This is a genomic window from Sinorhizobium sp. GQ132 (genome assembly GCF_059758575.1).
On record NZ_JCAXDX010000003.1, the window covers coordinates 242,824 to 265,146 of the forward strand.

Here is a 22,323-nt window from a genome sequence, read left to right on the forward strand (position 1 = left end):
TGCGCATGTCTGTCAAAATCCATGGCGCGCGACGCGAAACTGCCGATTTTCAACAGCGCGGATCGAGCAGGATCTTGCCGTCGCGACCCAGGTCGGCCTGATGCGCAAGGGCATCGGCGAGCCTGCTCAAGGGGTAGGTGGCGGCAACAGGGCTGGTAAAGAGGCCGCTCTGCAGCCCGGCGAAGCTGCGCAGGAAAGCGGCTTCGAGTGCCTCCCGGCCGGCGGAATGCACCCAGGTTCTCAACCAAAGAAAGGCGAAACGTATGTCGGGCCGGCCGCTGATCGCCGTCTGAGGCACTGGTGCGCCGCTGAGCGCTCCATACTGGATGAAGGTCCCGCCGGGGCGGATGGACCGCCCGATCAGTTCGCCCGCCAGCGTGCCGCCGACGGCATCCAGCACCGCATCGAATTGGCTGTCCATGAGGAGATCGCCGCTCTCGGCCACCAGGATCCGGTGTGCCTCGCCGAGACGGCCGCGTCTCCTCTCGCTGCGAAGCATGGCCGTCGGCACCGCGCCTTCGAGCGCAAGCAGCTTCATCAGCATGCCGCCGATGGCAGAGCCCGCAGCGGTCACGCCGACATCCATGCCCTCGAGCGATCCGAAATGCTCCCGCAGCGCTTCGACAAGCCTCAACGCCGTTAGCGGATTGACATAGCTCATCGCCGCCTGCGCGTCTTCGATCCCGTCCGGCACGCGAAAGCACCATTCGGCGGGGCGGAGGAGGAATTGCTGCCAAAGCCCGCTCGCGCCGATCGGGACGACCCGATCTCCGGCCTTGATGCCTTGCACGTCCGGCCCGACGAGCCTGACGATGCCGACGCCCTCGAAGCCGGGGACGAAAGGCAGGACGGTGCGCGCGCTGTAGGCGCCCGTAACGGGGATCAGGTCCGAAGGATTGATTGCCGCGAGCGATATTTCGACCTCGACTTCGCCCGCGCCTGCGGTAGGGCGGGGTGCGTCCACGAGCTCGATGACTTGTCCGGGGTCGCCAAACTGTCTAACGAGTGTGGAGCGCATCGGGGAGCCTCGCATGGACGGCACAGAGCGGGAAAATGTCACGGAAGTCCGCATTCCGTTCCGCGATATAGACATGCACGGCCATATGCACAATGCGGCCTATTATGCGCATGCGGAGGCCGCGCTTGCCAATCTCTGGCGTCACCGGCCGGCAATTGCGGAAGAACCGGCCTATCTCGTCCGCCGCTCCGCCTGCATCTTCCATCGCGGTCTGCGCTTCGACGATCCCGCGCGCTTTACGGTGACCGTCGCGAAGATCGGCGGCAGCTCGATAGGTTTTGCCGTACGCGTCGAGACCGGCGACAAACTTGCCGCCGAGGTGGAGATTGTCTGGGTGGCCGTCGACCGTGCCCGCCATCAACCGGTACAGCTGCCGGCCCCAACCCGGGAATGGCTCGCCGGCTATGCCGCCTGATCCGGTCTGCAGCTGCTGAAGTGGGCGGCGATCCCCATGCCGCCGCCGATGCCCATCATGGCCAGCCCTTCCGCCGGGGAGGAGGCCGCGAACATCTGCGAGAACAGCCGGACGACGAGAATGGCGCCGGAAGCGCCATAAGGGTGGCCGAGCGCGATCGCGCCGCCGTCGCTGTTGACGCGTTCGGGTGCGATATCGAGCTGGTCGAGGCTCCCGAGAACCTGCGAGGCGAAGGCCTCGTTGAATTCGATGAAATCGACGCGGGCCACATCGAGCGCGGGATTGCGCGCGCGAAGCTTCGCCATGGCGGGGACGGGGCCGAGGCCGAGCAGCTTCGGTTCGACGCCGGCCGTCGCCGCATCGGTGAAGACGAGACCGAAGGCGACACCGCGCCTGCGCGCCTCCGCGAGGTTCGTCATCAGTACCATCGCCGCTCCGTCATTGACCGGGCAGGCATTGCCGGCGGTGACGGTGCCGTCAGCAACGAAAACCGGCCTCAGTCGCGAGAGCGTCTCGGCAGATGCGTTTGCGCGAGGGCACTCATCCCTTCCGACAGGCCCTGATGATGTCGGCACGGGCACGATCTCGCGCGAGAACCGGCCCGCCGCTTCGGCCGCGACGGCGCGTCGGTGGCTTTCGAGCGCAAACCGGTCCTGCCGCTCACGCGAGATGCCGCAGGCCGCGGCGACGTTCTCCGCTGCAACGCCCATATCCGGATCGCCGATCGAATCGGGCGCCATCCGCGCGCGCTGGACCGGCTGTGGCTCTTCGCCGCGCGTGAGCGGGGGCCGAAGGCGGATATGCGCGCGACTGGCGCTCTCGGTGCCTCCGGCAAGGTAGAAACGACCCGCGCCGGCCTGGATCTGCCGAGCCGCAAGGACGATCGCCTCCAGCCCGGAGCCGCATTGACGGTCGACGGTGACGCCCGGAATTGCCACGGGCAATCCTGCCTCCAGCGCGGCGAGACGTGCGAGATTGCCGGCACTGTTGGCGGCATTGCCGACGATCACGTCGTCGATCTCTGCCCGGTCGATGCCGGTATCCGCAATGATCCTTTCGATCAGCAAGGCGGCAAGGCTTGCAGGCTCGATCGCGGCAAGGCTGCCGTTGACGCGGCCGACCGGCGTTCGCAGTGCGGCGATGACGACCGGGGTGCGATCGGGGTCAGAGGAGGCGTTCAAGGGCACTGTTCTCCTCCGCGATCCATTGCCGAAGCTCTCCCGCCGCGACCTTGCCGGAGGCGGTCATCGGCATCTTCCGGCAGAGCCATATCCTGCGCGGGCGCTTGTAGCGCGGCAGGGCGGCGGCAAGATGACGTTCGAGTGCCGCATGATCGAATCCGGCGCCGGGCTCGATCACCGCCGCAAGCTCGCTGCCGAGATCCGGATGATCGAGACCGAAGACAAGGGCCGCGTTCACGCCGCCGGCTCCCTGGATCACGATCTCCACCTCCGATGGATAGATGTTGTTCCCGCCCGAGACCACCATCCCGCCCGCCCGGCCGATGAGGTGCAGGGTGCCGCCCTCGTCAAGGAAACCGAGGTCGCCGACCGTCGCGAGCTTTCCTTGCCGGCGGAATCCCGCTCCGTCGCCGCCCGCGATGTAACCGTCGGATATGAGCTCGCTGTCGACGAAGATCGTGCCCGTTTCTCCTGCGGGAAGGCGCTCGCCCTTCTCGTCCCGGATCTCCAGGCGAACGCCGGGAAAGGCCTTTCCGACTGCGGTCGGCGTGTGCCTGTCCGTCGGCCGGGAAACGCTGATGAAGCCGAGTTCCGAGGCGCCGTAATATTCCGTGACCTGAGCCTCCGGAAAAGCCCGTGTCGCCGCTTCCCGATCCGCCGGCGTGAGCTTGGCTCCGGCGACGGTAATCCGTCTGACCGATGTCAACGGCGAACCGGCCGCGCGCTCGCAGAGCCGCCGCAGCATCGTCGGCACTAGCACCAGCCGTTTCGCTCCGGTGGCCGCGATCGTGGCCAAAGCCTGATCCGCCTCGAAGTGCCGAGCGCCCACGAATTCGGCTCCGGCCGTCAGGGTCTCCGCGAGCGCGTAAAGCGTCAGGCCGTGCGCCAACGGTCCCGGCGCGTAAGTCGTCGTCTCCGGCCCGAGCCCGAAAAAGCTCTGCCCGGTCTCAAGGCTCGCCCGCCAGGACCGGCGGTCGCGGATGATCGCCTTCGGATCGCCGGTCGTCCCCGAGGTGAAGACCACGAGGAAGGGATCACCGCCGCAGCCGGCGGGGATTGCGGGCGGCGCGTCGGAGGCGCCTTGCAGCAGACGGCTTTGTCCTGCCGACGGCACGTCGATGCGCAAGAGTTCGCGTTCGGCGCGGATGACGATCTCCGGCCGCAAGCGCTCTTTCATCCGTTGGCGCGCGATCTCGGGCAGATGCGGGTCGATCAGGGCGGCGCAATGGCCGGCCGCGGTCGCGGCAATGAAAGCGGCGGGAAAAAGCGGGTGATTTCCCGTTTCGAGCGCGACCAGCCGCACGCGCCCGGAGAGTATGCTTTCTTCTGTCGCCTGTGCACCCGAGCGGTGGATGGCCGAGAGGATGCGTCCGGCCTCCGCGGCAAGGTCGCCAAAGGTGAAAACCCGGCCTTCCATGCGGAAGGCCGGGGAATACGGGCGTTCGCTCGCATGGATCGCGATTGCCTCGGAGAGCGGCACTGCGTCAGACGCGCGCCGGCAGCAGCGGATAGCCGGCGTAGACGGCCCGGGCGGCGAGCGTCGCGATAGCGGCCTTCAACAGGTCGCCCGGAATGAAGACGAGCGAACCGGTTGCGGCGGCCATCAGAGGTGTGCCGGTGACGGCAGAGAGCCACGGAACCCCGATCCCATAGAGCACGACGATGCCGCCAAGGACCGAGGCGAGGAAGAAGCCGACAAATTGGCGCGCTTCCGAATTCGTGGACTGGACGAAGCGCTCGGCGATCAGGCCGGTAACGAAGGCCGCAACTGCCCAGCCGAAGATGAACCCGCCCGAGGGGCCGGCCAGGACGGCGAGTCCGCCGCGGCCGCCGGAAAGTACCGGCAGTCCGATCGTGACGAGCAGGATGAGCAGGAGGAAGGCGAGGGCGCCGCGCTTCGCGCCGATGATGCAGCCGGCGAGCATCACGCCCATAGACTGCGCCGTGATCGGAACGGGAATGAAGCCGAGCGTGATCGGCGGTACGAGGCCGAGCACGACGATGATGGCAGTGAAAAGCGCAACGAGGACGAGATCTCTGGTGTTCATATAGCCCTACCTTTTATTAGAAAACGCGAATTTATTGACGGCGAAATCCCCTCGCGTCAATGGCGGCCGCGATCGTGTCCGCATCTTTCAGCGTCAGGATGATCAGCGGGCCGATGATGGTCAACGGCCGGACCGGCAGTCCGCGTGCCCGATGCGCTTCGGCGAGTGCCTGATACCGGGCGAAGATGTCGGGCACGAACCGCAGCACGAGGCCAAGCGCCAGACCGACATCTGCCGCCCTCAAGAGACCGAGGCGCTCCAGCGGCTTCAGGAGGATCGTTACCTCGTCCATGAAAGCGCCGATCGTCGTGGTCGCCGTGACCGCGGCTGCAAAGAGGACGAGCGCCATCAGCCGCAAGACGAGCGCCGCGACCTGCGGCACGGGAACGAGGAACAGATTGACCGCGGCAAGGATCAGAATGGTGAAGAAAACGAAACCGACGCGCGACAGCGCTTCGCGCGGTTTCAGCCCGAGCGAGAGGTAAAGCCAAGCGCCGAGGAGAAAGGCAGGCAGCAGCAGGAAAGGTGAGTCCGTCGCGAAGAGCGCGATACTCAAGACGGCGAGCGCGACAAGCTTGGCGCGCACCGGCACGCGGTGAAACCAGCTACCTCCCTCGACATAGAGGCTCGTCAGCATCCGGCGACCTCATGATAGCGCCGGATGGTTTCGGCCGGCCCACCGTCGGCAACAAGGCGGCCCTCGTGAAAGAGCAGGACCCGTTCGGCGCTCTCGGCCAGCGCCAGATCATGGGTGATGACGATCGTGTCTTCGTCGAGCGTGTCGATCGTCTCGGCGACCATCCGGCGATTTCTGAGGTCGAGCTGATTGGTCGGCTCGTCGAGGATCAGAATTTTCGGCCCGGTGACGATGACGCTCGCCATGGCGACGAGTTGCGTCTCGCCTCCGGAAAGCTCGTGCACCCGCCTCCGTGCGAGGTGGCTGACGCCGAAGCGTACAAGGACTGCCTCGGTTCGCGACGCGATCTCATGCGCAGGCAGCCCCCGGTTCTTGAGCCCGAAGGCGATATCGTCGGTGACGATCGGCATGATCAGCTGGTGCTGCGGATTTTGAAAGATGAAGCCGGCTTCGGCGAGCACTGCCTTGTCGTCCTCGACCGTGTCGAGGCCGTTGACCTTGACCCGTCCGGTCGTCGGCTTGACGAGCCCGTTGATCAGCCGTGCGAATGTGGTCTTTCCGGAGCCGTTGAGACCGATGACGCCGACCCGCCGCTCATCGAGGGCAAGGCTCAGAGGTTGAAGCGCGACCCGTTCGCCGAAGCTGACCGAGCAATCGGTAAAGCGGATTTCCAAGCGTCGGTCCTCGCGATGTTTTGCGTGATCGCTCTATAGGACAAGTCGATCGTAAAGGGCAATGTAGTGTGGACAACACATCTGTTGCCGACTCACGTTTGAAACTTGGGAATAAAAGCCTACTCTTTGCTCATGACGATTCGCCTTTCCAATCGCGATGCCCGGCGCATCTTTCTCGCCAAGCAGGGGCTCTCGGCCGCGCCGCATCGCGCGCTCGGCAAGGACGGCTTGCTGCAATTGATTCACGACATGGGTTTCGTGCAGGTCGACAGCATAGCGACCGTCGAGCGGGCCCATCATCAGATTCTCTTTTCCCGCAATCAGACCTATCGCCGCGAGCATCTGGCCGAGCTTCTCGAAAAGGACGGCGAGCTCTTCGAACATTGGACCCACGACGCATCGATCATACCGAGCACCTTCTTCGTCTACTGGAAGCATCGCTTCAAATGGGAGAGCGAAACGCTCCGCGAGCGCTGGCGCAAATGGCGCGGAGAAGACTTCGACGCGGGCTGCGAGGAGACCTATGCGAGGATAGCGAACAATGGCGCCGTCATGGCGCGCCACCTTAAGGAGGACGGCCACGAATCCGGCGGCTGGTGGAACTGGCACCCGTCGAAAACGGCTCTCGAGGTGCTCTGGCGCCAGGGCAAGCTCGCGATCGCCCGGCGCGAAAATTTCCAGAAGGTCTATGATTTGACGGAACGCGTCATTCCGGCTCGCCACTACGACGGCGAGGTCGCGCATGAGGAGTTCATCGACTGGGCCTGCCGCAGCGCGCTCGAGCGCCTGGGCTTCGCCACCCACGGCGAGATCGCCGCCTTCTGGGATCTCGTATCGCCGGACGAGGCGAAGGAATGGGTCGCTGCCCATCGCGACGAACTGTGCGAGATCGTCATCGAATCTGCCAATGGCGGCAAGCCGCGCCCGTCCTTTGCCTTCGCCGGCTTTCCCGGCGGGCTCGGCGACATTCCCGACCCGCCCGCCCGCGTCCGGGTGCTGAGCCCCTTCGACCCGCTGCTGCGCGACCGGAGCCGGGCCGAACGGCTTTTCGATTTCTTCTATCGTATCGAGGTTTTCGTACCGGAGCCGAAGCGGGAATATGGCTATTATGTCTTCCCCCTGCTCGAAGGCGACCGGCTGATCGGCCGCATCGACATGAAAGCCGATCGCAAACGCGGAAGCCTCGACGTTCGGCGCCTCTGGCTGGAGCGCGGCGTCAAACCCTCTTCGGGCCGGATGGAAAAGCTTATGGCCGAACTCGACCGCATCGCCCGCTTTGCCGGCGTCGAGCAGGTCAAATTGCTCGATGGCTGGAACGCTGCCCTTTCCTGACCGATTTTTCGTGCTTTGTTTTTTCTTGGCTTGCGGGCCGGCGCTCCCTAAATGGAGCCAGTAAGTTTCACGACCCAATCCTTCACGGCAGGGAGCAGAACCATGGACACCAACCTGATGAGCCTCTTCGATGCGGACGAGGCGACGGTCCGCAAGGTTCTCTCCGAGACGCTTGCCGGCGCCGATGACGGCGAACTCTTCCTTGAGCATGCGCAGGCGGAGGTGCTTTCCTTCGACAATGGCCGCCTGAAGGGCGGCAGCTTCAACACCGACCAGGGCTTCGGCCTGCGGGCCGTCGCCGGCGAAGCCGTCGGCTACGCCCATGCCGGCGAACTGTCGCTTGCGGCCCTGAAGAGGGCGGCGGACGCCGTGGAGCAGGTGACCCGAGGCTATTCCGGCTCCTACGCGGCAGCCCCGCAGCGCACCAACAAAAAGCTCTACGGCGACGAGAACCCGATCGGCGAGCCGAGTTTCGAGACGAAGGTCAAGCTGCTTCAGGAGATCGACGCCTATGTGCGCGCCAAGGAGCCGAAGGTCCGCCAGGTGACCGCGACGCTCGCGGCGAGCTGGCAGGTCGTGGATATTCTGAGGGCCGACGGGCACCGCGTCCACGATGTCCGGCCGATGACGCGGATCAACATCTCCGTCGTGGTCGGCGAGGGCGACCGCCAGGAAAGCGGCTCCTTCGGTATCGGCGGACGGCGCGGCTTCGGCGATTTCATAACCGAGGAAAACTGGAAAAGCGGGACGGACGAGGCTTTGCGGCAAGCGCTCGTGAACCTCGAGGCGATCGATGCGCCGGCCGGCACCATGGATGTCGTGCTTGCCTCCGGCTGGCCGGGCGTCATGCTGCACGAAGCCGTCGGCCACGGCCTGGAGGGCGACTTCAACCGCAAGAAGACCTCCGCTTTCGCCGGGCTGCTCGGCGAGCAGGTCGCTGCGAAGGGCGTGACGGTCGTCGACGACGGCACGATGGAAGCGCGGCGGGGCTCCATCTCGATCGACGACGAGGGAACGCCGTCCGGCTACAATGTCCTGATCGAGGACGGCAAGCTCGTCGGGTATATGCAGGACCGGCAGAACGCTCGTCTGATGGGCATGGAGCCGACCGGAAACGGCCGCCGCCAGGGCTACGCCCACGTGCCCATGCCGCGCATGACCAACACCTACATGCTTGCCGGTGACCGCACGCCCGATGAAATCATCTCGTCGGTGAAGAGGGGCATCTATGCCGTCTCCTTCGGCGGCGGCCAGGTCGATATTACCTCAGGCAAATTCGTCTTCGGCTGCACCGAGGCCTATCTGATCGAGAACGGCAAGGTCGGAGCGCCCGTCAAGGGTGCGATGCTGATCGGCAACGGTCCGGATGCGATGAAGCGGGTGACGATGGTCGGAAACGATACGAAGCTCGACACCGGCATCGGCAATTGCGGCAAGGCCGGCCAATGGGTGCCGGTCGGCGTGGGCCAGCCACACCTGCGCATGGATCAGATCACCGTCGGCGGCACGCAGGCCTGACAACGTGCCCTCATCTGTGCTTGCCTACGGAGATGAGGGCAGCCGCGTCTGCGGCGCGGGAAGCGTTCTTTCAGCTGTTGCGGACTCACCCCCCATCAGGAAGCAAGACGCAGTCATAGGACCTCTTTTTCAGGATGCTGCAGGCGGTCGTCGCCGCTTCGCGACTGGCGAAGCCTACGAAACCTACGCGATAGGCTCCGCCCGAGCCTGCGGCCTCGGTGTGGGGGGCGGCGCCGAGAAGGGCCGCGCCGCCAGCCGATTGTGCCTCGACGAGCATCTTGCGCGCGCCTTCCGCCGTCGGTGCGGAGGAAATCTGAATTCGCCAGCCGCTCGCCGGTGGTTTCGTGTCCGCGGCCGCCACTGCGGTTGGCCGGTCCGCCGGGACGATAGCTTCCGTCGGCGATGCGGCGACAGCTTCGACCGGGGGCTGGGTACCCACATAGGACAAGGAAACGCCAGGTAAGCTCGCCACGTCGGCCAGGCGGGGTGCGCTTGCCGCCGCGATCATCGGGCGGCGGGGCGAGGAGACCCTGCCCAGGTGCTGATCGAGGAGCGCCGCCATCTTCTCATCACGGCTTCGCGCGCTTCGCCCGCCGAGCACCACGCCGATGAGGCGGCGGTTGCCGTCGCTCACCGCGCTTACGAGATTGTAGCCGGAGGCCCTCGTGTAGCCGGTCTTGATGCCGTCCATCCCCTGGTATCGATACATCAGATTGTTGTGGCCTCGGATCACACGGCCGCGGAAGGCGAAACTCTGGACCGAGAACAGGCGGTACTCGCGCGGATAGTGTCGCATGAGGGCAACGGCGAGCCGCGCCATATCGCGAGCCGTGGTCACCTGTTCGCTTGCCGGCAGACCCGAAGCGTTGACGAAGAATGTGCGGTTCATGCCGAGCTGGCGTGCCTTTGCGTTCATCATTCTCGCAAAGCCTTCCTCGGAACCGCCAAGCCGTTCGGCCATCGCAGCCGCCGCGTCGTTGGCCGAACGAATGATCATGCCGTAGACAGCCTCTTCGACGGTGATCGTTCCTCCGGCCTTGACGCCGAGCTTCGTCGGCGGCTTGCGTGCAGCGGTCGCGGACATGGGCACAGGCGTTTTCCAGGCGATCTGGCCGCGGTGAAGCGCTTCGAAGGTCATGTAGAGCGTCATCATCTTGGTGAGAGACGCGGGATGGTGGAGCGTGTCGGGGTTTTCGGCAGAGAGAACCCGGCCCGTCCGAGCGTCGACGACAAGAGAGGCGTTGCCTGCCATTGCCTGAACGGCACCGAAGAAAAGCACGGCGATCGTCGCCAGAGCCAATCGAAAGCTCGTCATCGAACTCCCCCTCATAGAGATGTGCGGCCGATATCGACGCGGTACGCTGTTTTGACAGGCTCGAGGCGTCGTTGCAACCTCGCCGCACAAAAGGCGGCCCGCTCTTTCGCACCGCCCGGCCGATTCAGCAAGGCTTAACCCCGCAGACGTTACCGTCCGGGCCGCAACGCCCGTCCGAGCTCGACAGGACGATTTGAGAAGACGGAAGAAGATGAAACACGGCTTTGCGGGTCTGGTCCGCTACCATGCCAAGCGCGCCGCTATCACCGGCGGGCTCGAAGCTGCGCATCTGCTTGCGCGGGCACGGCTGTTGGGGGCGGCCCGCGGGCGCGGGGCGATCTTCACCCTGCATCATGTCCGCCCGAAGGTTGCGCGGGCTTTCGATCCCAACGCCCATCTGGAAATCTCACCGGAATTCCTCGAAGAGGCGATCGTGACTTTGAAGCGGGACGGCTATCGCTTCATCCCGCTGGACGACCTGCCCGCCTGCCTCGCTTCCGCCGATACCCGGCCCTTCGCCTGCTTCACTCTCGATGACGGCTACCGCAACAATCTCGATCACGCCCTGCCGGTCTTCGAGCGCCACGGCGTGCCCTTCACCGTTTTCGTCACCGCCGGTTACATCGACCGCAGCCATACGCTCTGGTGGGAAACGCTCGCCGATCTCCTGTCGGTCTGCCGCAGGTTTCGCTTCGATTTCGGCGCAGGTGAGGAAGCGGTGGCGAGCGAAAACCTTGCGCAGAAGCAGGCCGCCTTCGATCGGATCGCCGCTTACGTCCATGGCAGCGATGAGGCCCATGCGCTCGCGACACTAAACAGGGCCGCGCAGGAGCACGGCATCGATCCGCTGGCCATCACCGAGCGTTTGACGCTGGATGAAGCGGGACTTCGAAGCCTGGTCCGAAGCCAGCTTGCGAGCCTCGGCGGACACACGATCAGCCATCGCGCACTTGCGCGGCTTGGCGACGACGAGGCCAGCCGCGAAATCTCAGCCTCCGCCGAACGCGTCGGGACGATCACCGGTCGCCGGCCCACGAGCTTCGCCTATCCCTATGGGGACAGGCTCGCGGTTTCGCCCCGCGATCATCGGCTGGCGGCTAAACTCGGTTTTGCCGTGGCGGTGACGACGCAGCCCGGCATGCTGTCCAAGGCTGCCAATCCTCATGCGCTGCCGCGCATTTCGCTCAACGGCCATTTCCAGGCCGCGCGCTATGTGACCGCGCTCGGTTCCGGCATCCCGTTCCGGCTCTTTGCCCGCCAGGCAGCTTGAGGCGCGGTGGCAGCGTCTTTCCGTCAGGGGTACATCCGCACTTTCGTCCAACCACCGTCCGGCGTTTCGCGGCGGAACTCGACACGGTCGTGCAGCCGGAAGGGACGGTCGTGCCAGAATTCGATCGACAGTGGACGGATGCGGAATCCGGACCAGTAATCCGGACGTGGAATCTCGCCGATCGCATGCCGCGCCGTGTATTCGGCGACGGCCTTCTCCAACGCAAAGCGGCTTTCGAGCGGCCTGGACTGCTTCGATGCCCAGGCGCCGATGCGGCTGCCGCGGGGCCGGCTCATGAAATATTCGTCGGCTTCCTGGTCGGAGACGACTTCGACGGGACCGCGCAGACGCACCTGGCGGCGCAGCGATTTCCAGTGGAAACACAGGGCCGCTTTTGGGGTCGCGAGCATTTCCCGGCCTTTCTGACTTTCGAAATTCGTGTACAAGACGAAGCCGCGTTCGTCGAACCCCTTGAGCAGGACCATGCGCACATTGGGCATGCCATCCGGGTCGACGGTCGCAAGGGCGACGGCGTTCGGATCGTTCACCTCGCTCTTTTCTGCTTCCTTCAGCCATGTGCCAAAAAGGGAAAAGGGCTCGCTTGCTTCCGTGAAGTCACCGGTTGTTAACTCGTTCGCGGTCATATTGTTTTCCAATGCCGTGTGTCTGGCGCGGGAACGCTTCGGGATGAGCCGAGTGGCGTTTCCGCATCGTAATAATGTCAGAGCCTGCCTGCGGACTTCCTCGGGACGTGGTGCGCTCTGGCGAGTCTGACAGGAATGCCGTGCAAGACATAGCAAAGCGGAACGATGGCAAGAAGGGTCTTTCCTTCGCATTGCTGCGCAGCGCGGCAATTTGCGTGACGATTCTCGCCCTGCCGGGGTGCATGGGCGCGGGCCTCGACGTCTTCGGGGGATCGGGCGTCGATCGTTCGGTCTCGACCGGAACCGTGCCGGTGGCGAAGACATCCGACGGCCTTTCCGATGCCATAGCCGTGCGCGACCTCGTTACCGCTGCCGACATCAGTCAGGACAGAACCATCCCCTGGGCAAATGCAAATTCCGGCAGCGCCGGCGTCATCAGCAGCATCCAGGAAGACCATGCCTCGGGCATGCGTTGCCGCCGCTTCACCACGACCCGGCACTCCTTCGAGGGCATTGCCAAGTTCGATGGCAACACCTGCCAGCTCGGCAACGGGGAATGGTACCTGACGAGCTTCGGCCCGCGGAGCTGAAATCGCAGGTTAACCATATTGCCGCAAAGCGGCCGCGAAGCGTCCCGGACGATGTTTTCGGCACCGCGTCCCCGCTTCCGACTAACCGATAGTTAGCAACTTCGCCCGATCATCGCCCGGTGACGGAGAAGGTCTCGCAGACCCTCTTCGCTCGTCGTGAGGTGTCAGGCGGGCATCCGGGGAAGGACCGCCGAGTAGAGAAAACGATAGCAGCCATGCGCGATCCCTATGCAATTCTTGGTGTGCGTCGCACCGCCGGGCAAGAGGAAATCAAGGCGGCCTGGCGCTCCGTCGCCAGAGCGGTCCACCCCGATCACAATCAGGACGATCCTTCCGCCAACGAACGCTTCGCGGAAGCGGGCAGGGCCTATGAGCTGCTTCGCGATCCGGTGCGCAGAAGCCGTTACGACTGGGCGCGGCGCGAGGCGGAGCTTCGTCGCATGGAGGCGATGAAGGAGAAGATGCGAGGCGCGGAGGTGCCGGAGGACCCTGTCGGCACCGAAACGGCCGAGGAAGCGATTTCGCGCATATTCGGCGTCGAGCCGCAGCCCGCTGCCGCCAGGCCGAAATCCTCCGCGCGTCCCGCCGAAAGGGAACGTGCGCCGGTGGAAGCCAAAACCGAGCTCGCCGCCGAAGCAAAACAAGAGCAGCCGAAAGCCGACGCGTTTGCCCGTCGCTCGATCATGCCGGCGGCGGATCTGGTCGCCGCGATCGTCCAGCGTATTCGCGGACGCATCGCGAAGACGGCCGAGAAGGTGCCGGATCTTGCTGTCGACGTTCACGCCAGCGTCGAGGACGTGATCAATCTCGCGCGGGTGCCGGTTGAGCTTCCGGACGGAGAACTGCTGAAGGTCCCCATCCCGGCCGGCGCTACGGACGGCCAGGCGATCCGCCTGAAGGAGCAGGGCTACCGCGTTGCCGGTATGGCGCGCGGCGATGTGGTGGCAACCCTGCGCCTCCGCCAGGACGGCCCGTTCCGGACCCGCGGTCTCGACCTCGTCACCACATTGCCGATCGATCTTCAGAGCGCGGTTCTCGGCTGCGAAACGACGATCGATGCGCCGAACGGACCGCTCACGGTGACGGTGCCGGCGTGGTCGGGCTCCGACAAGGAGATCCGCATTGCCGGAAAAGGCTTGCGCGGGGCCGACGGGAACAGCGGCGACCTGGTCGTCGAATTGCGGGTGGTGCTACACGAAAAACCGGACGACAAGGTGACGGACCTCATGCGATCCCAGCGTGACGGCCTCTTTTTATGAAGCTTTTCTGACAAGCTGAACCAATATTACGGGGACTAACAGTTCCTGATCTGCCTCCTGCTTGAACCGCTGTGGCGCCTATGCCATAGGCAATGCTCGACAATTGCCGCACCCGCTGCAGGAGGCGCGGCATCCTGGCATTCGTGAAATTTTGCCACCGGCAGCAGCTGGTGGAGGCAGACAGTATTGGGGACATTCCATGGCTCAGGCATCGGGTCTGATGAATGGCAAGCGCGGCGTCATCATGGGCGTCGCAAACAATCGCTCGATTGCATGGGGCATCGCGAAGGCCTTGGCCGAGGCGGGGGCCGAGATCGCGCTGACATGGCAGGGCGACGCTCTGAAGAAGCGCGTCGAGCCGCTGGCGCAGGAGCTTGGTGCCTTCATGGCCGGCCATTGCGATGTGACCGACCTCACCACGATCGATGCCGTATTCTCGGCCCTCGAAGAGAAGTGGGGCAAGATCGATTTCGTCGTGCACGCGATCGCCTTTTCCGACAAGGACGAATTGACCGGGCGCTACCTGGATACGAGCCGCGACAACTTCGCGCGTACGATGGACATTTCGGTCTATTCCTTCACGGCGGTCGCCGCACGTGCGGATCGCGTCATGAACGACGGCGGCTCGATACTGACGCTCACCTATTACGGCGCCGAGAAGGTCATGCCGCACTATAACGTCATGGGTGTCGCCAAGGCGGCCCTCGAGGCAAGCGTTCGCTACCTGGCGGTCGACCTCGGCAACCGCGGCATTCGCGTCAACGCGATCTCCGCCGGTCCCATCAAGACGCTTGCTGCGTCCGGCATCGGTGATTTCCGCTACATCCTGAAGTGGAACGAATACAACGCCCCGCTGAAGCGCACGGTCTCGATCGAGGAGGTCGGCAATTCCGCCCTCTACCTGCTTTCCGACCTGTCGAGCGGCGTTACCGGCGAAGTCCATCATGTTGATTCCGGCTACCACACGGTCGGCATGAAGGCCGTTGACGCGCCGGACATCAGCGTTGTGAAGGATTGACAGCCTTTGCTCGACAGCCGCCATGCGTCCTTCGGACGCATGGCGGCTGTCGCACTTTGAACTGCTGCATGTTCTATCCTCAAACCGGCTGCGGTTTGCGGAATGTGCGGCAGGGATCGCGGCGGCTCGCCCGGAGTGGACATTGTGCTCATCTACATGGTTCGCCATGGACAAACGGACTGGAATGCGGAGAGCCGCCTTCAGGGTCAGAAGGACATCCCCCTCAACGAGACCGGACGGCAGCAGGCGACTGGGAACGGCGTCGCGCTGAGGAGGTTCCTCGGGAGTGGCGCCGCCGACTTCGATTTCGTCAGCAGCCCGCTCGGCCGTACGCGCGAAACCATGGAGCGTCTTCGGCGGGCGATGGATCTCGATCCCTTGGCCTACCGCACCGACGAGCGTCTGAAGGAGGTGTCCTTCGGCGACTGGGAGAGCTACACGCTTCCCGAACTGAAGCGGCTCGTGCCCGAGCGGATTGCAGAGAGGCGCGTCGCGAAATGGGATTTCATCCCGCCCGGTCCCGACGCCGAAAGCTACGAAATCCTGTCCTGGCGTGTCGGTGCCTGGCTCAGGAGCGTGACGCGGCCTACCGTCTGCGTCAGCCATGGCGGCGTTATCAGGGCATTGTTCAAGCTGCTTGGGGAGATGGATGCCGATGAGGCGGCGGCTGCAGCGATCCCGCAGGACCGCCTGCTGAAAATCCTGGATGGCTCGATAGGCTGGCTCTGACGCCACAAACCTACTGAAGAATCTCCAGGTCGTTGATGACGCGCTTGCCGTCGACCTCGGTATAGAAGACAAGCACCTTGACGCCGGCCTCCAGCCCCTCGAAGTTGAACTCCTCGGGCGCCTGATAGCTCTTGCCGTCATCGAGGGAGAGGCTCAGCCGGTCGGTATCGACGCTGGTGATCACGGCTTCGACATCGGCACTCTCGGCAAGCGCGGAGAGCGGCGAAAGCAGGCTTGCGGTGGCCATGAGCGTGGCAATGACAAATCGCATCCTTGTTGCCCTCATCAATGATTTTGCGAATTTTGTTGTTCTCACGCTTTGATCCCCGATTGTGGCAAAAGTAGCCCTATGTCGTTGCTTTTTCGATGCAGTTGCCCACCGCATTGGAGGGTGAAGGCCGGTGCGGCGAATTGCAACCCGATGTTTCCGTGAAAGCGGTGGAGCGGCTCGGCGGCAGCCGAACTCTCCCGGTTTTCCACGGGAATTTAGCGGCACCTTTCTTGAGGCGCCGAGCCTGGGGGCAGGGGAGATGGCACCTGTGCCAGCCGCCGCCGCAGAAGGACTTTCCCGCGTGCCCGCTTTCCACTAAGAGAGGGCACGCGCGTCTCTCGCGTGGCCCTCGGAGCGGGCCAGCTGCGGCTCCGGGGTAATTGGAATAGACGCGAGGCGGCTCACCGGCCATCTTCGCGATCCGGAGTTCGGTAGCCGCCATGTCGCACAATACATTCGGTCATCTTTTCCGCGTCACGACCTGGGGCGAAAGCCACGGTCCCGCACTTGGCTGTGTCGTCGACGGGTGTCCGCCCGGAATTCGCTTTACGCTCGCCGAAGTCCAGGCCTGGCTCGACAAGCGCAAGCCCGGCCAGTCGCGCTTCGTCACCCAGCGTCGTGAGGACGACCTTGTGAAGGTCCTTTCCGGCGTGATGCTCGATGACGACGGCGAGACGATGATTTCGACCGGCACGCCGATCTCGATGATGATCGAGAATACCGACCAGCGTTCCAAGGATTATTCCGAGATCGCCAAGCGCTACCGTCCCGGCCATGCGGACTATACCTACGATGCGAAATACGGCATCCGCGACTACCGCGGCGGTGGCCGCTCCTCGGCGCGCGAGACCGCTGCGCGCGTGGCGGCGGGCGCTATCGCCCGCAAGGTCGTGCCGGGCCTGGTGATCCGCGGTGCACTCGTCCAGATCGGCAAGCACCGGATCGACCGTTCCAATTGGGACTGGGCGGAAGTGAACAACAATCCGTTCTTCGCACCCGACCCGGCGATTGTGCCCGTCTGGGAAGACTATCTCGACGGCATCCGCAAAGCGGGGTCCTCGATCGGCGCGGTGGTCGAGGTGGTTGCCGAAGGCGTTCCGGCCGGCATCGGCGCGCCGATCTATGCGAAGCTCGATCAGGATATCGCCGCCAATCTTATGTCCATCAACGCGGTCAAAGGCGTCGAGATCGGCAACGGCTTCGCCGCAGCCGAGATCAGCGGCGAGGAGAACGCCGACGAGATGCGCATCGGAGCGCAGGGCGAACCGGTTTTCCTGTCCAACAATGCCGGCGGCATTCTGGGCGGGATCGCAACCGGGCAGCCGGTCGTTGCGCGCTTCGCCATCAAGCCGACCTCGTCCATTCTCACGGAGCGCCGCTCGATCGACAGCGACGGCAAGGAGGTCGACGTGCGCACCAAGGGCCGTCACGACCCCTGCGTCGGCATTCGGGCGGTGCCGATCGGAGAGGCCATGCTGGCCTGCGCCATCGCCGATCACTATCTGCGTGACCGTGGCCAGACCGGCCGGCTGAAGTAACTCGACTGCTGCAGCGGCCTTCGCGCTTCTGAAAGACGCGTGGCGCTGCAGGAAAAGGTGCGCAGCGGTTTTCCGTCTGGGAATGCACCAAACAGGATATTCGCGGAGACAAGACATGTCCTACGACCAGAAGCGCGTCGTCGAAGCCATTCGCGCCTTCGAAGCAGGCGAGATCGTCGTCGTCACCGACGACGGCGGCCGCGAGAATGAGGGCGACCTGATCGTCGCGGCGGTGCACTGCACGCCTGAGAAGATGGCGTTCATCGTGCGCCATACGTCCGGCATCGTCTGCGCGCCGATGCCTCGGGAGGAGGCAAAGCGCCTCAACCTCAATGCGATGGTTGCCGAGAACGACTCCGCCCACACCACCGCCTTCACGGTCTCGGTCGACTTCAAGCACGGGACCACGACCGGCATTTCCGCCGACGACCGTACGCTGACGGTCAGGAACCTCGCCAATCCGAATGTCGGGCCGACGGACTTCGTCCGGCCCGGCCACATATTCCCTCTGGTGGCGCGCGAGGGCGGCGTGTTGATGCGCTCCGGCCATACCGAGGCCGCCGTCGATCTCTGCAGGCTCGCGAGCCTGCCGCCGATCGGCGTCATCTGCGAACTCGTCAACGATGACGGCACGGTTACGCGTGGACCGCAGGTCGAAGCCTTTGCCGAAACGCATGGCCTGAAGCAGGTCTCCGTAGCCGATCTCATTGCCTATCGCCAGCGCAAGGAGACCTTGATCGAGCAGGGCCATTCCTTCGAGATGGACACGCCCTACGGCAAGGCCAAGGGCCACACCTATTCGCTGCCCTGGGATACGATGCAGCACCTGGCCGTGGTTTTCGGAGACATTCGCGACGGCGTCGACATTCCCGTGCGTCTCCACCTCGAGAACGTCGGAGCCGACGTCTTCGGCCGCGGCCGCCAGATCGACGAGATCATGAAGCGCATCGCCGCTGAGGGGAGGGGCGTCATCGTCTATCTGCGAGAGGGCTCGGTGGGGGTCGGAATTTCGCAGACCGCGCGAAAGGGCAAGCACGAGAGGGAAGCCCACTCGGAGGCACAGGAGCGCGAAAGCGAGTGGCTGGAGATCGGCCTCGGCGCGCAGATCCTGAAAGACCTCGGCATCACCTCCATTCGCCTTCTTTCGTCGCGCGAGCGGCATTACGTCGGCCTGGAGGGCTTCGGCATCAAGATCGCCGCGACCGAGATTCTGTAAATCCAGAAGAGCCCGAAATAAAAGCCGCGTCACCGGACGCGGCTTCCTCGCCTTTAAAGAAAGCTGCCGTTACGGCAGGGCGTCGTAGCCTTCGTCGAAGCCCTTGAGGTCGACGGGGATGCCGATGCCTTCCTCGGGCGACTGGAAAACAATGAAGGTCGCCGTCGCGCCGGCGCGGAAGGTCTTGAGGAGCTCGTCTTCGAGCACGACCTCGGCGTAGCAGCCGTCGGAGAAGCAGCGCACGAAATAGGCGCGGCCGATGTCCTTGCCGTCGACATTCAGGCCGAGGCCGTTCGGCAGGAGCACGCCGAGCGGCGCAAGCACCCGAAGGATCTTCGCCTTGCGGTCGGCGGTCTTGAGCACGACGACCGAGAGGCCGACTTCCGGCCTGTCTTCGGCGATGACGTTCTGCATCAGCGCGCACTGTTCGGCCGAGGCGCCCGCCGGCTGGTCGCAGACGATCGACCACGCGCCGTGGTTTGACTTCACCGTGCCCGGCGTTGCGTTGGATTGCTGGGCCAAGCCTGCTGCGGGGAGTGCGAAGGCGGCAATTGCGAGCGCGGCCAGGGCGGGCAGCCGGGAGAAGAGGGACAGGCCCATGTAAACCTCAAAAACCTCGAATCATTAGGGCTATTCTTGAAGCGCGCGAGGATAAATGAAAAGCCCTGGTCGTTACATTCCAGTGTCATATGGCCGAAATTGGGCCCTCCCGGCACGAAATAGGCCTGGCGAGGGCCGCCTTGTCTCCGCCGATGAGCGTGGCTGCCCGCAAATGGGGCGGCGAATACCGGCCCGCGCGCGGGCGCCGGTGCGTGGGAGGGCTTTCGACCGGTTGCGAGGTCTCCTGTGCGAAAACTTCCGCTTTGTGCAAAAATGCCGCACGAGGTTGCTTGGACAGATGTTGCGGCGCTGGTCAAACTGTGGTTTGAAGCGCTTCAGTATCGCAGGGATTCTGCGTTCCGGGTTTGATCCTGATCAAGCGCATTGGGGAGACGTAATTGTGAAAAACAAGGCCTATGCAGTTCTGGCAGCGCTTGCCTGTCTGCTTTTTGCTTCGAGCGCCTTTGCTGACAAGCCTGTCGACTGGCAGACGAACTTTCAGGCGGCTGCTACGGGCATCATGGAAGAAATCACGTGGTTTGAACACTATACCCTGTGGTTCATCATTCCGATCACACTTTTCGTTCTCCTGCTGCTGGTCATCGTGGTCGTCAAATTCCGCGAGAGTGCCAATCCTGTTCCGTCGAGGACCAGCCACAATACGCTGATCGAAGTCATCTGGACGGTCGGCCCGGTTATCGTGCTGCTTTTCCTCGCGATTCCCTCATTCCAGCTTCTGACCGCGCAGCTCACGCCTCCGGAAAATCCGGACCTGACGGTCAAGGCGACCGGCAACCAGTGGTACTGGTCCTATGAATATGAAGTCGGCGAAAACCCGCTCTCCTTCGATAGCCTGCTCCTGAAGGACGAGGATCGTGCGGGCCTCGGCAAGGAGGATAAGGCGCAGTATCCGCGTCTTCTCGCCGTCGACAACGAAGTCGTCGTGCCGGTCGGCAAGACCGTTCGCCTGCTCGTCACGGCTGCCGACGTGATTCATGCCTTCGCCATGCCGGCTTTCGGCGTCAAGATCGACGCGGTTCCCGGCCGCCTCAATGAAACCTGGTTCAAGGCCGATCGCGAAGGTCTCTATTACGGCCAGTGTTCCGAGCTCTGCGGCAAGGATCACGCCTATATGCCGATCGCCGTCCGCGTTGTTGCGCAGGATAAATACGACGCCTGGCTCGCCGCCGCCGCAACCAATGTCGGCGAAGCGAACAAGGCGCTCATGGCGTCCGTAGACGGCGCGGCCAAGGCCGTTGACGTCGCCGACAACGCCGCACAGTAATCGGAAGTGGAGCTTGACCATGGCTGGAACAGCCGTTCATCACGATCAACGCCATGATCATTCCGATCATGGCCACGCGGACCACGCGCACAAGCCGCTGACCTTCTTTCAGCGCTGGTTCCTGTCGACCAACCACAAGGACATCGGCACGCTCTACCTGATCTTCGCGATCATCGCCGGCATTATCGGCGGTACGCTGTCGGTCTTCATGCGCGCCGAACTGCAGGAGCCGGGCATCCAGATCTTCCACGGTCTGGCCCAGATGGTCTATGGTTTCGAGGGTGATGCTGCCATCGACGGCGGCAAGCACATGTTCAACGTCTTCACGACCGCTCACGCGCTGATCATGATCTTCTTCATGGTCATGCCGGCGCTGATCGGCGGCTTCGCCAACTGGATGGTGCCGATCATGATCGGTGCGCCGGACATGGCGTTCCCGCGCATGAACAACATTTCGTTCTGGCTGATCGTGCCGGCCTTCCTGCTGGTGCTGCTTTCGATGTTCGTCGAAGGCCCTGCAGGCGCCTATGGCGCGGGCGGCGGCTGGACGATCTATCCGCCATTCTCGACATCCGGCATGCCCGGGCCCGCGATGGATCTCGCGATCCTCGGCCTGCACATTGCCGGCGCCTCGTCGATCCTCGGCGCGATCAACTTCATCACCACCATCCTCAACATGCGCGCTCCGGGCATGACGCTGCACAAGATGCCGCTCTTTGCCTGGTCGGTTCTGATCACCGCCTTCCTGCTCCTGCTCTCGCTGCCGGTTCTCGCAGGCGCGATCACCATGCTGCTGACGGACCGCAACTTCGGCACGACCTTCTTCGCGCCGGAAGGCGGCGGTGACCCGATCCTGTTCCAGCACCTGTTCTGGTTCTTCGGTCATCCGGAAGTGTACATTCTGATTCTGCCGGGCTTCGGCATCGTCAGCCACATCATCTCGACCTTCTCGCGCAAGCCGATCTTCGGTTATCTCGGCATGGCCTACGCCATGGTCGCGATCGGCGCCGTCGGCTTCATCGTGTGGGCGCACCACATGTACACGGTCGGCATGTCGCTCCAGACGCAGCGCTACTTCGTCTTCGCGACGATGGTCATCGCTGTGCCGACGGGTGTGAAGATCTTCTCCTGGATCGCGACGATGTGGGGTGGCTCGATCCGCTTCGCGACGCCGATGGTCTGGGCGATCGGCTTCATCTTCCTGTTCACCGTCGGCGGCGTCACGGGCGTCCAGCTCGCCAATGCCGGCCTCGACCGTGCGCTGCACGACACCTATTACGTGGTGGCGCACTTCCACTACGTGCTGTCGCTCGGCGCCGTCTTCGCCATCTTCGCGGCCTGGTACTACTGGTTCCCGAAGATGACCGGCTACATGTACTCGGAGTTCCTGGGCAAGCTGCATTTCTGGGTGATGTTCGTCGGTGTGAACCTGATCTTCTTCCCGCAGCACTTCCTCGGGCTCGCAGGCATGCCGCGCCGTTACATCGACTATCCGGACGCCTTTGCCGGCTGGAACATGGTTTCGTCCTACGGCTCCTACATCGCGGCGGTCGGCGTGCTGATCTTCCTCTTCTGTGTCGCCGAAGCTTTCGCCAAGAAGCGCGTTGCGGGGGATAACCCCTGGGGCGAAGGCGCCAACACCCTGGAATGGCAGCTGTCTTCGCCGCCGCCGTTCCACCAGTGGGAGCAGCTCCCGCGGATCAAGTGACGGGTAACGAACAGAAGCCGCCGGTTTCGGCGGCTTCTCCCCGCCGGGATACCGGCG

General features: G+C 63.9%; 22 protein-coding genes. 12 read left to right on the top strand and 10 right to left on the bottom strand.

Annotation, left to right across the window (positions count from 1 at the left end; translation table 11 throughout):
* Positions 1–49: 49 nt before the first annotated feature.
* The gene (locus tag AC6CIG_RS09435; RefSeq protein ID WP_437408340.1) at positions 50–1,018 is read right to left on the bottom strand and encodes a zinc-dependent alcohol dehydrogenase family protein; all 969 of its coding nucleotides are present in this window, start codon (positions 1,016–1,018) and stop codon (positions 50–52) included.
* 13 nt (positions 1,019–1,031) lie between these two features.
* Between AC6CIG_RS09435 and AC6CIG_RS09440 the strand changes: the two genes are divergently transcribed.
* The gene (locus AC6CIG_RS09440) at positions 1,032–1,433 is read left to right on the top strand and encodes an acyl-CoA thioesterase (RefSeq protein ID WP_018094428.1); all 402 of its coding nucleotides are present in this window, start codon (positions 1,032–1,034) and stop codon (positions 1,431–1,433) included.
* Here the strand turns inward: AC6CIG_RS09440 and AC6CIG_RS09445 are convergent.
* The 5 genes from AC6CIG_RS09445 to AC6CIG_RS09465 are packed head-to-tail and all read right to left on the bottom strand — an operon-like array spanning position 1,421 to position 5,973.
* Positions 1,421–2,614 (bottom strand): thiolase family protein, encoded by a 1,194-nt coding sequence (locus AC6CIG_RS09445; RefSeq protein WP_437408341.1) that lies wholly within the window; start codon positions 2,612–2,614, stop codon positions 1,421–1,423. The genes AC6CIG_RS09440 and AC6CIG_RS09445 overlap by 13 nt on opposite strands.
* On the bottom strand, positions 2,598–4,094 hold the full coding sequence (locus tag AC6CIG_RS09450; protein ID WP_437408342.1) for a class I adenylate-forming enzyme family protein: 1,497 nt from the start codon (positions 4,092–4,094) through the stop codon (positions 2,598–2,600). Before AC6CIG_RS09450 ends, AC6CIG_RS09445 begins: the two co-directional genes overlap by 17 nt.
* Positions 4,095–4,098: 4 nt before the next feature.
* Positions 4,099–4,662 (bottom strand): biotin transporter BioY, encoded by a 564-nt coding sequence (locus AC6CIG_RS09455; RefSeq protein ID WP_275596639.1) that lies wholly within the window; start codon positions 4,660–4,662, stop codon positions 4,099–4,101.
* A 31-nt stretch (positions 4,663–4,693) separates the two neighbouring features.
* Positions 4,694–5,299, bottom strand: a complete 606-nt coding sequence (locus AC6CIG_RS09460; RefSeq protein WP_437408343.1) for a CbiQ family ECF transporter T component — start codon at positions 5,297–5,299, stop codon at positions 4,694–4,696.
* Complete coding sequence (locus AC6CIG_RS09465) at positions 5,293–5,973, bottom strand: energy-coupling factor ABC transporter ATP-binding protein (RefSeq protein WP_018094433.1); 681 nt, start codon at positions 5,971–5,973, stop codon at positions 5,293–5,295. The genes AC6CIG_RS09460 and AC6CIG_RS09465 overlap by 7 nt, the downstream gene beginning before the upstream one ends.
* A gap of 132 nt (positions 5,974–6,105) precedes the next feature.
* Here AC6CIG_RS09465 and AC6CIG_RS09470 point away from each other — a divergent pair, with 132 nt between their 5' ends.
* The gene (locus tag AC6CIG_RS09470; RefSeq protein WP_018094434.1) at positions 6,106–7,305 is read left to right on the top strand and encodes a winged helix-turn-helix domain-containing protein; all 1,200 of its coding nucleotides are present in this window, start codon (positions 6,106–6,108) and stop codon (positions 7,303–7,305) included.
* Positions 7,306–7,407: 102 nt separating this feature from the next.
* Positions 7,408–8,823 (top strand): metalloprotease TldD, encoded by a 1,416-nt coding sequence (gene tldD / locus AC6CIG_RS09475; protein ID WP_437408344.1) that lies wholly within the window; start codon positions 7,408–7,410, stop codon positions 8,821–8,823.
* 85 nt (positions 8,824–8,908) lie between these two features.
* Here the strand turns inward: tldD and AC6CIG_RS09480 are convergent, their stop codons facing one another.
* On the bottom strand, positions 8,909–10,138 hold the full coding sequence (locus AC6CIG_RS09480; protein ID WP_437408345.1) for a serine hydrolase: 1,230 nt from the start codon (positions 10,136–10,138) through the stop codon (positions 8,909–8,911).
* 211 nt (positions 10,139–10,349) lie between these two features.
* Between AC6CIG_RS09480 and AC6CIG_RS09485 the strand changes: the two genes are divergently transcribed.
* Positions 10,350–11,408 (top strand): polysaccharide deacetylase family protein, encoded by a 1,059-nt coding sequence (locus AC6CIG_RS09485; RefSeq protein ID WP_437408346.1) that lies wholly within the window; start codon positions 10,350–10,352, stop codon positions 11,406–11,408.
* 23 nt (positions 11,409–11,431) lie between these two features.
* Here AC6CIG_RS09485 and pdxH read toward each other — a convergent pair whose 3' ends face one another.
* Entirely contained in the window at positions 11,432–12,052 is a 621-nt protein-coding gene (gene pdxH / locus AC6CIG_RS09490) for a pyridoxamine 5'-phosphate oxidase (RefSeq protein WP_018094438.1), read from the bottom strand.
* Between the two features lie 140 nt (positions 12,053–12,192).
* On the opposite strand from pdxH, the gene AC6CIG_RS09495 reads away from it, so the two are divergent.
* From AC6CIG_RS09495 to AC6CIG_RS09510, 4 genes are all read left to right on the top strand, one after another.
* Positions 12,193–12,642: an RT0821/Lpp0805 family surface protein gene (locus AC6CIG_RS09495; protein ID WP_018094439.1), complete on the top strand. Its 450-nt coding sequence runs from the start codon at positions 12,193–12,195 to the stop codon at positions 12,640–12,642.
* A 215-nt stretch (positions 12,643–12,857) separates the two neighbouring features.
* A complete protein-coding gene (locus tag AC6CIG_RS09500) occupies positions 12,858–13,901 on the top strand; it encodes a DnaJ C-terminal domain-containing protein (protein ID WP_026168547.1) in 1,044 nt (347 codons plus the stop codon).
* Between the two features lie 199 nt (positions 13,902–14,100).
* A complete protein-coding gene (gene fabI, locus AC6CIG_RS09505; RefSeq protein WP_018094441.1) occupies positions 14,101–14,919 on the top strand; it encodes an enoyl-ACP reductase FabI in 819 nt (272 codons plus the stop codon).
* Between the two features lie 102 nt (positions 14,920–15,021).
* Entirely contained in the window at positions 15,022–15,648 is a 627-nt protein-coding gene (locus tag AC6CIG_RS09510; RefSeq protein ID WP_437408347.1) for a histidine phosphatase family protein, read from the top strand.
* A 10-nt stretch (positions 15,649–15,658) separates the two neighbouring features.
* Here AC6CIG_RS09510 and AC6CIG_RS09515 read toward each other — a convergent pair whose 3' ends face one another.
* Complete coding sequence (locus tag AC6CIG_RS09515) at positions 15,659–15,919, bottom strand: DUF1344 domain-containing protein (protein WP_003532345.1); 261 nt, start codon at positions 15,917–15,919, stop codon at positions 15,659–15,661.
* 440 nt (positions 15,920–16,359) lie between these two features.
* Between AC6CIG_RS09515 and aroC the strand changes: the two genes are divergently transcribed.
* Together aroC and ribB are read left to right on the top strand one after the other, a co-directional pair.
* A complete protein-coding gene (aroC, locus tag AC6CIG_RS09520) occupies positions 16,360–17,457 on the top strand; it encodes a chorismate synthase (protein WP_018094443.1) in 1,098 nt (365 codons plus the stop codon).
* A 115-nt stretch (positions 17,458–17,572) separates the two neighbouring features.
* Positions 17,573–18,673 carry a 3,4-dihydroxy-2-butanone-4-phosphate synthase gene (ribB, locus tag AC6CIG_RS09525; protein ID WP_018094444.1) on the top strand — a complete coding sequence of 367 codons (1,101 nt, stop codon included), beginning with the start codon at positions 17,573–17,575 and terminating at the stop codon, positions 18,671–18,673.
* A 69-nt stretch (positions 18,674–18,742) separates the two neighbouring features.
* Here ribB and AC6CIG_RS09530 read toward each other — a convergent pair whose 3' ends face one another.
* Positions 18,743–19,273 (bottom strand): invasion associated locus B family protein, encoded by a 531-nt coding sequence (locus AC6CIG_RS09530; RefSeq protein ID WP_026168549.1) that lies wholly within the window; start codon positions 19,271–19,273, stop codon positions 18,743–18,745.
* Positions 19,274–19,673: 400 nt separating this feature from the next.
* Between AC6CIG_RS09530 and coxB the strand changes: the two genes are divergently transcribed.
* Together coxB and ctaD are read left to right on the top strand one after the other, a co-directional pair.
* Complete coding sequence (gene coxB / locus AC6CIG_RS09535; protein ID WP_018094445.1) at positions 19,674–20,558, top strand: cytochrome c oxidase subunit II; 885 nt, start codon at positions 19,674–19,676, stop codon at positions 20,556–20,558.
* Between the two features lie 19 nt (positions 20,559–20,577).
* Positions 20,578–22,266, top strand: coding sequence for a cytochrome c oxidase subunit I (gene ctaD, locus AC6CIG_RS09540; RefSeq protein ID WP_003532329.1), 1,689 nt, complete (start codon positions 20,578–20,580; stop codon positions 22,264–22,266).
* Positions 22,267–22,323: the final 57 nt, after the last annotated feature.

Coding starts and splice junctions, on each gene's coding strand:
- AC6CIG_RS09530 (WP_026168549.1), bottom strand. CDS start 19,273: ATGGGCCTGTCCCTCTTCTCCCGGCTGCCCGCCCTGGCCGCGCTCGCA.
- AC6CIG_RS09440 (WP_018094428.1), top strand. CDS start 1,032: ATGGACGGCACAGAGCGGGAAAATGTCACGGAAGTCCGCATTCCGTTC.
- pdxH (WP_018094438.1), bottom strand. CDS start 12,052: ATGACCGCGAACGAGTTAACAACCGGTGACTTCACGGAAGCAAGCGAG.
- AC6CIG_RS09500 (WP_026168547.1), top strand. CDS start 12,858: ATGCGCGATCCCTATGCAATTCTTGGTGTGCGTCGCACCGCCGGGCAA.
- AC6CIG_RS09455 (WP_275596639.1), bottom strand. CDS start 4,662: ATGAACACCAGAGATCTCGTCCTCGTTGCGCTTTTCACTGCCATCATC.
- AC6CIG_RS09435 (WP_437408340.1), bottom strand. CDS start 1,018: ATGCGCTCCACACTCGTTAGACAGTTTGGCGACCCCGGACAAGTCATC.
- AC6CIG_RS09460 (WP_437408343.1), bottom strand. CDS start 5,299: ATGCTGACGAGCCTCTATGTCGAGGGAGGTAGCTGGTTTCACCGCGTG.
- tldD (WP_437408344.1), top strand. CDS start 7,408: ATGGACACCAACCTGATGAGCCTCTTCGATGCGGACGAGGCGACGGTC.
- fabI (WP_018094441.1), top strand. CDS start 14,101: ATGGCTCAGGCATCGGGTCTGATGAATGGCAAGCGCGGCGTCATCATG.
- AC6CIG_RS09510 (WP_437408347.1), top strand. CDS start 15,022: ATGTGCGGCAGGGATCGCGGCGGCTCGCCCGGAGTGGACATTGTGCTC.
- AC6CIG_RS09480 (WP_437408345.1), bottom strand. CDS start 10,138: ATGACGAGCTTTCGATTGGCTCTGGCGACGATCGCCGTGCTTTTCTTC.
- aroC (WP_018094443.1), top strand. CDS start 16,360: ATGTCGCACAATACATTCGGTCATCTTTTCCGCGTCACGACCTGGGGC.
- AC6CIG_RS09470 (WP_018094434.1), top strand. CDS start 6,106: ATGACGATTCGCCTTTCCAATCGCGATGCCCGGCGCATCTTTCTCGCC.
- ribB (WP_018094444.1), top strand. CDS start 17,573: ATGTCCTACGACCAGAAGCGCGTCGTCGAAGCCATTCGCGCCTTCGAA.
- ctaD (WP_003532329.1), top strand. CDS start 20,578: ATGGCTGGAACAGCCGTTCATCACGATCAACGCCATGATCATTCCGAT.
- AC6CIG_RS09485 (WP_437408346.1), top strand. CDS start 10,350: ATGAAACACGGCTTTGCGGGTCTGGTCCGCTACCATGCCAAGCGCGCC.
- AC6CIG_RS09515 (WP_003532345.1), bottom strand. CDS start 15,919: ATGCGATTTGTCATTGCCACGCTCATGGCCACCGCAAGCCTGCTTTCG.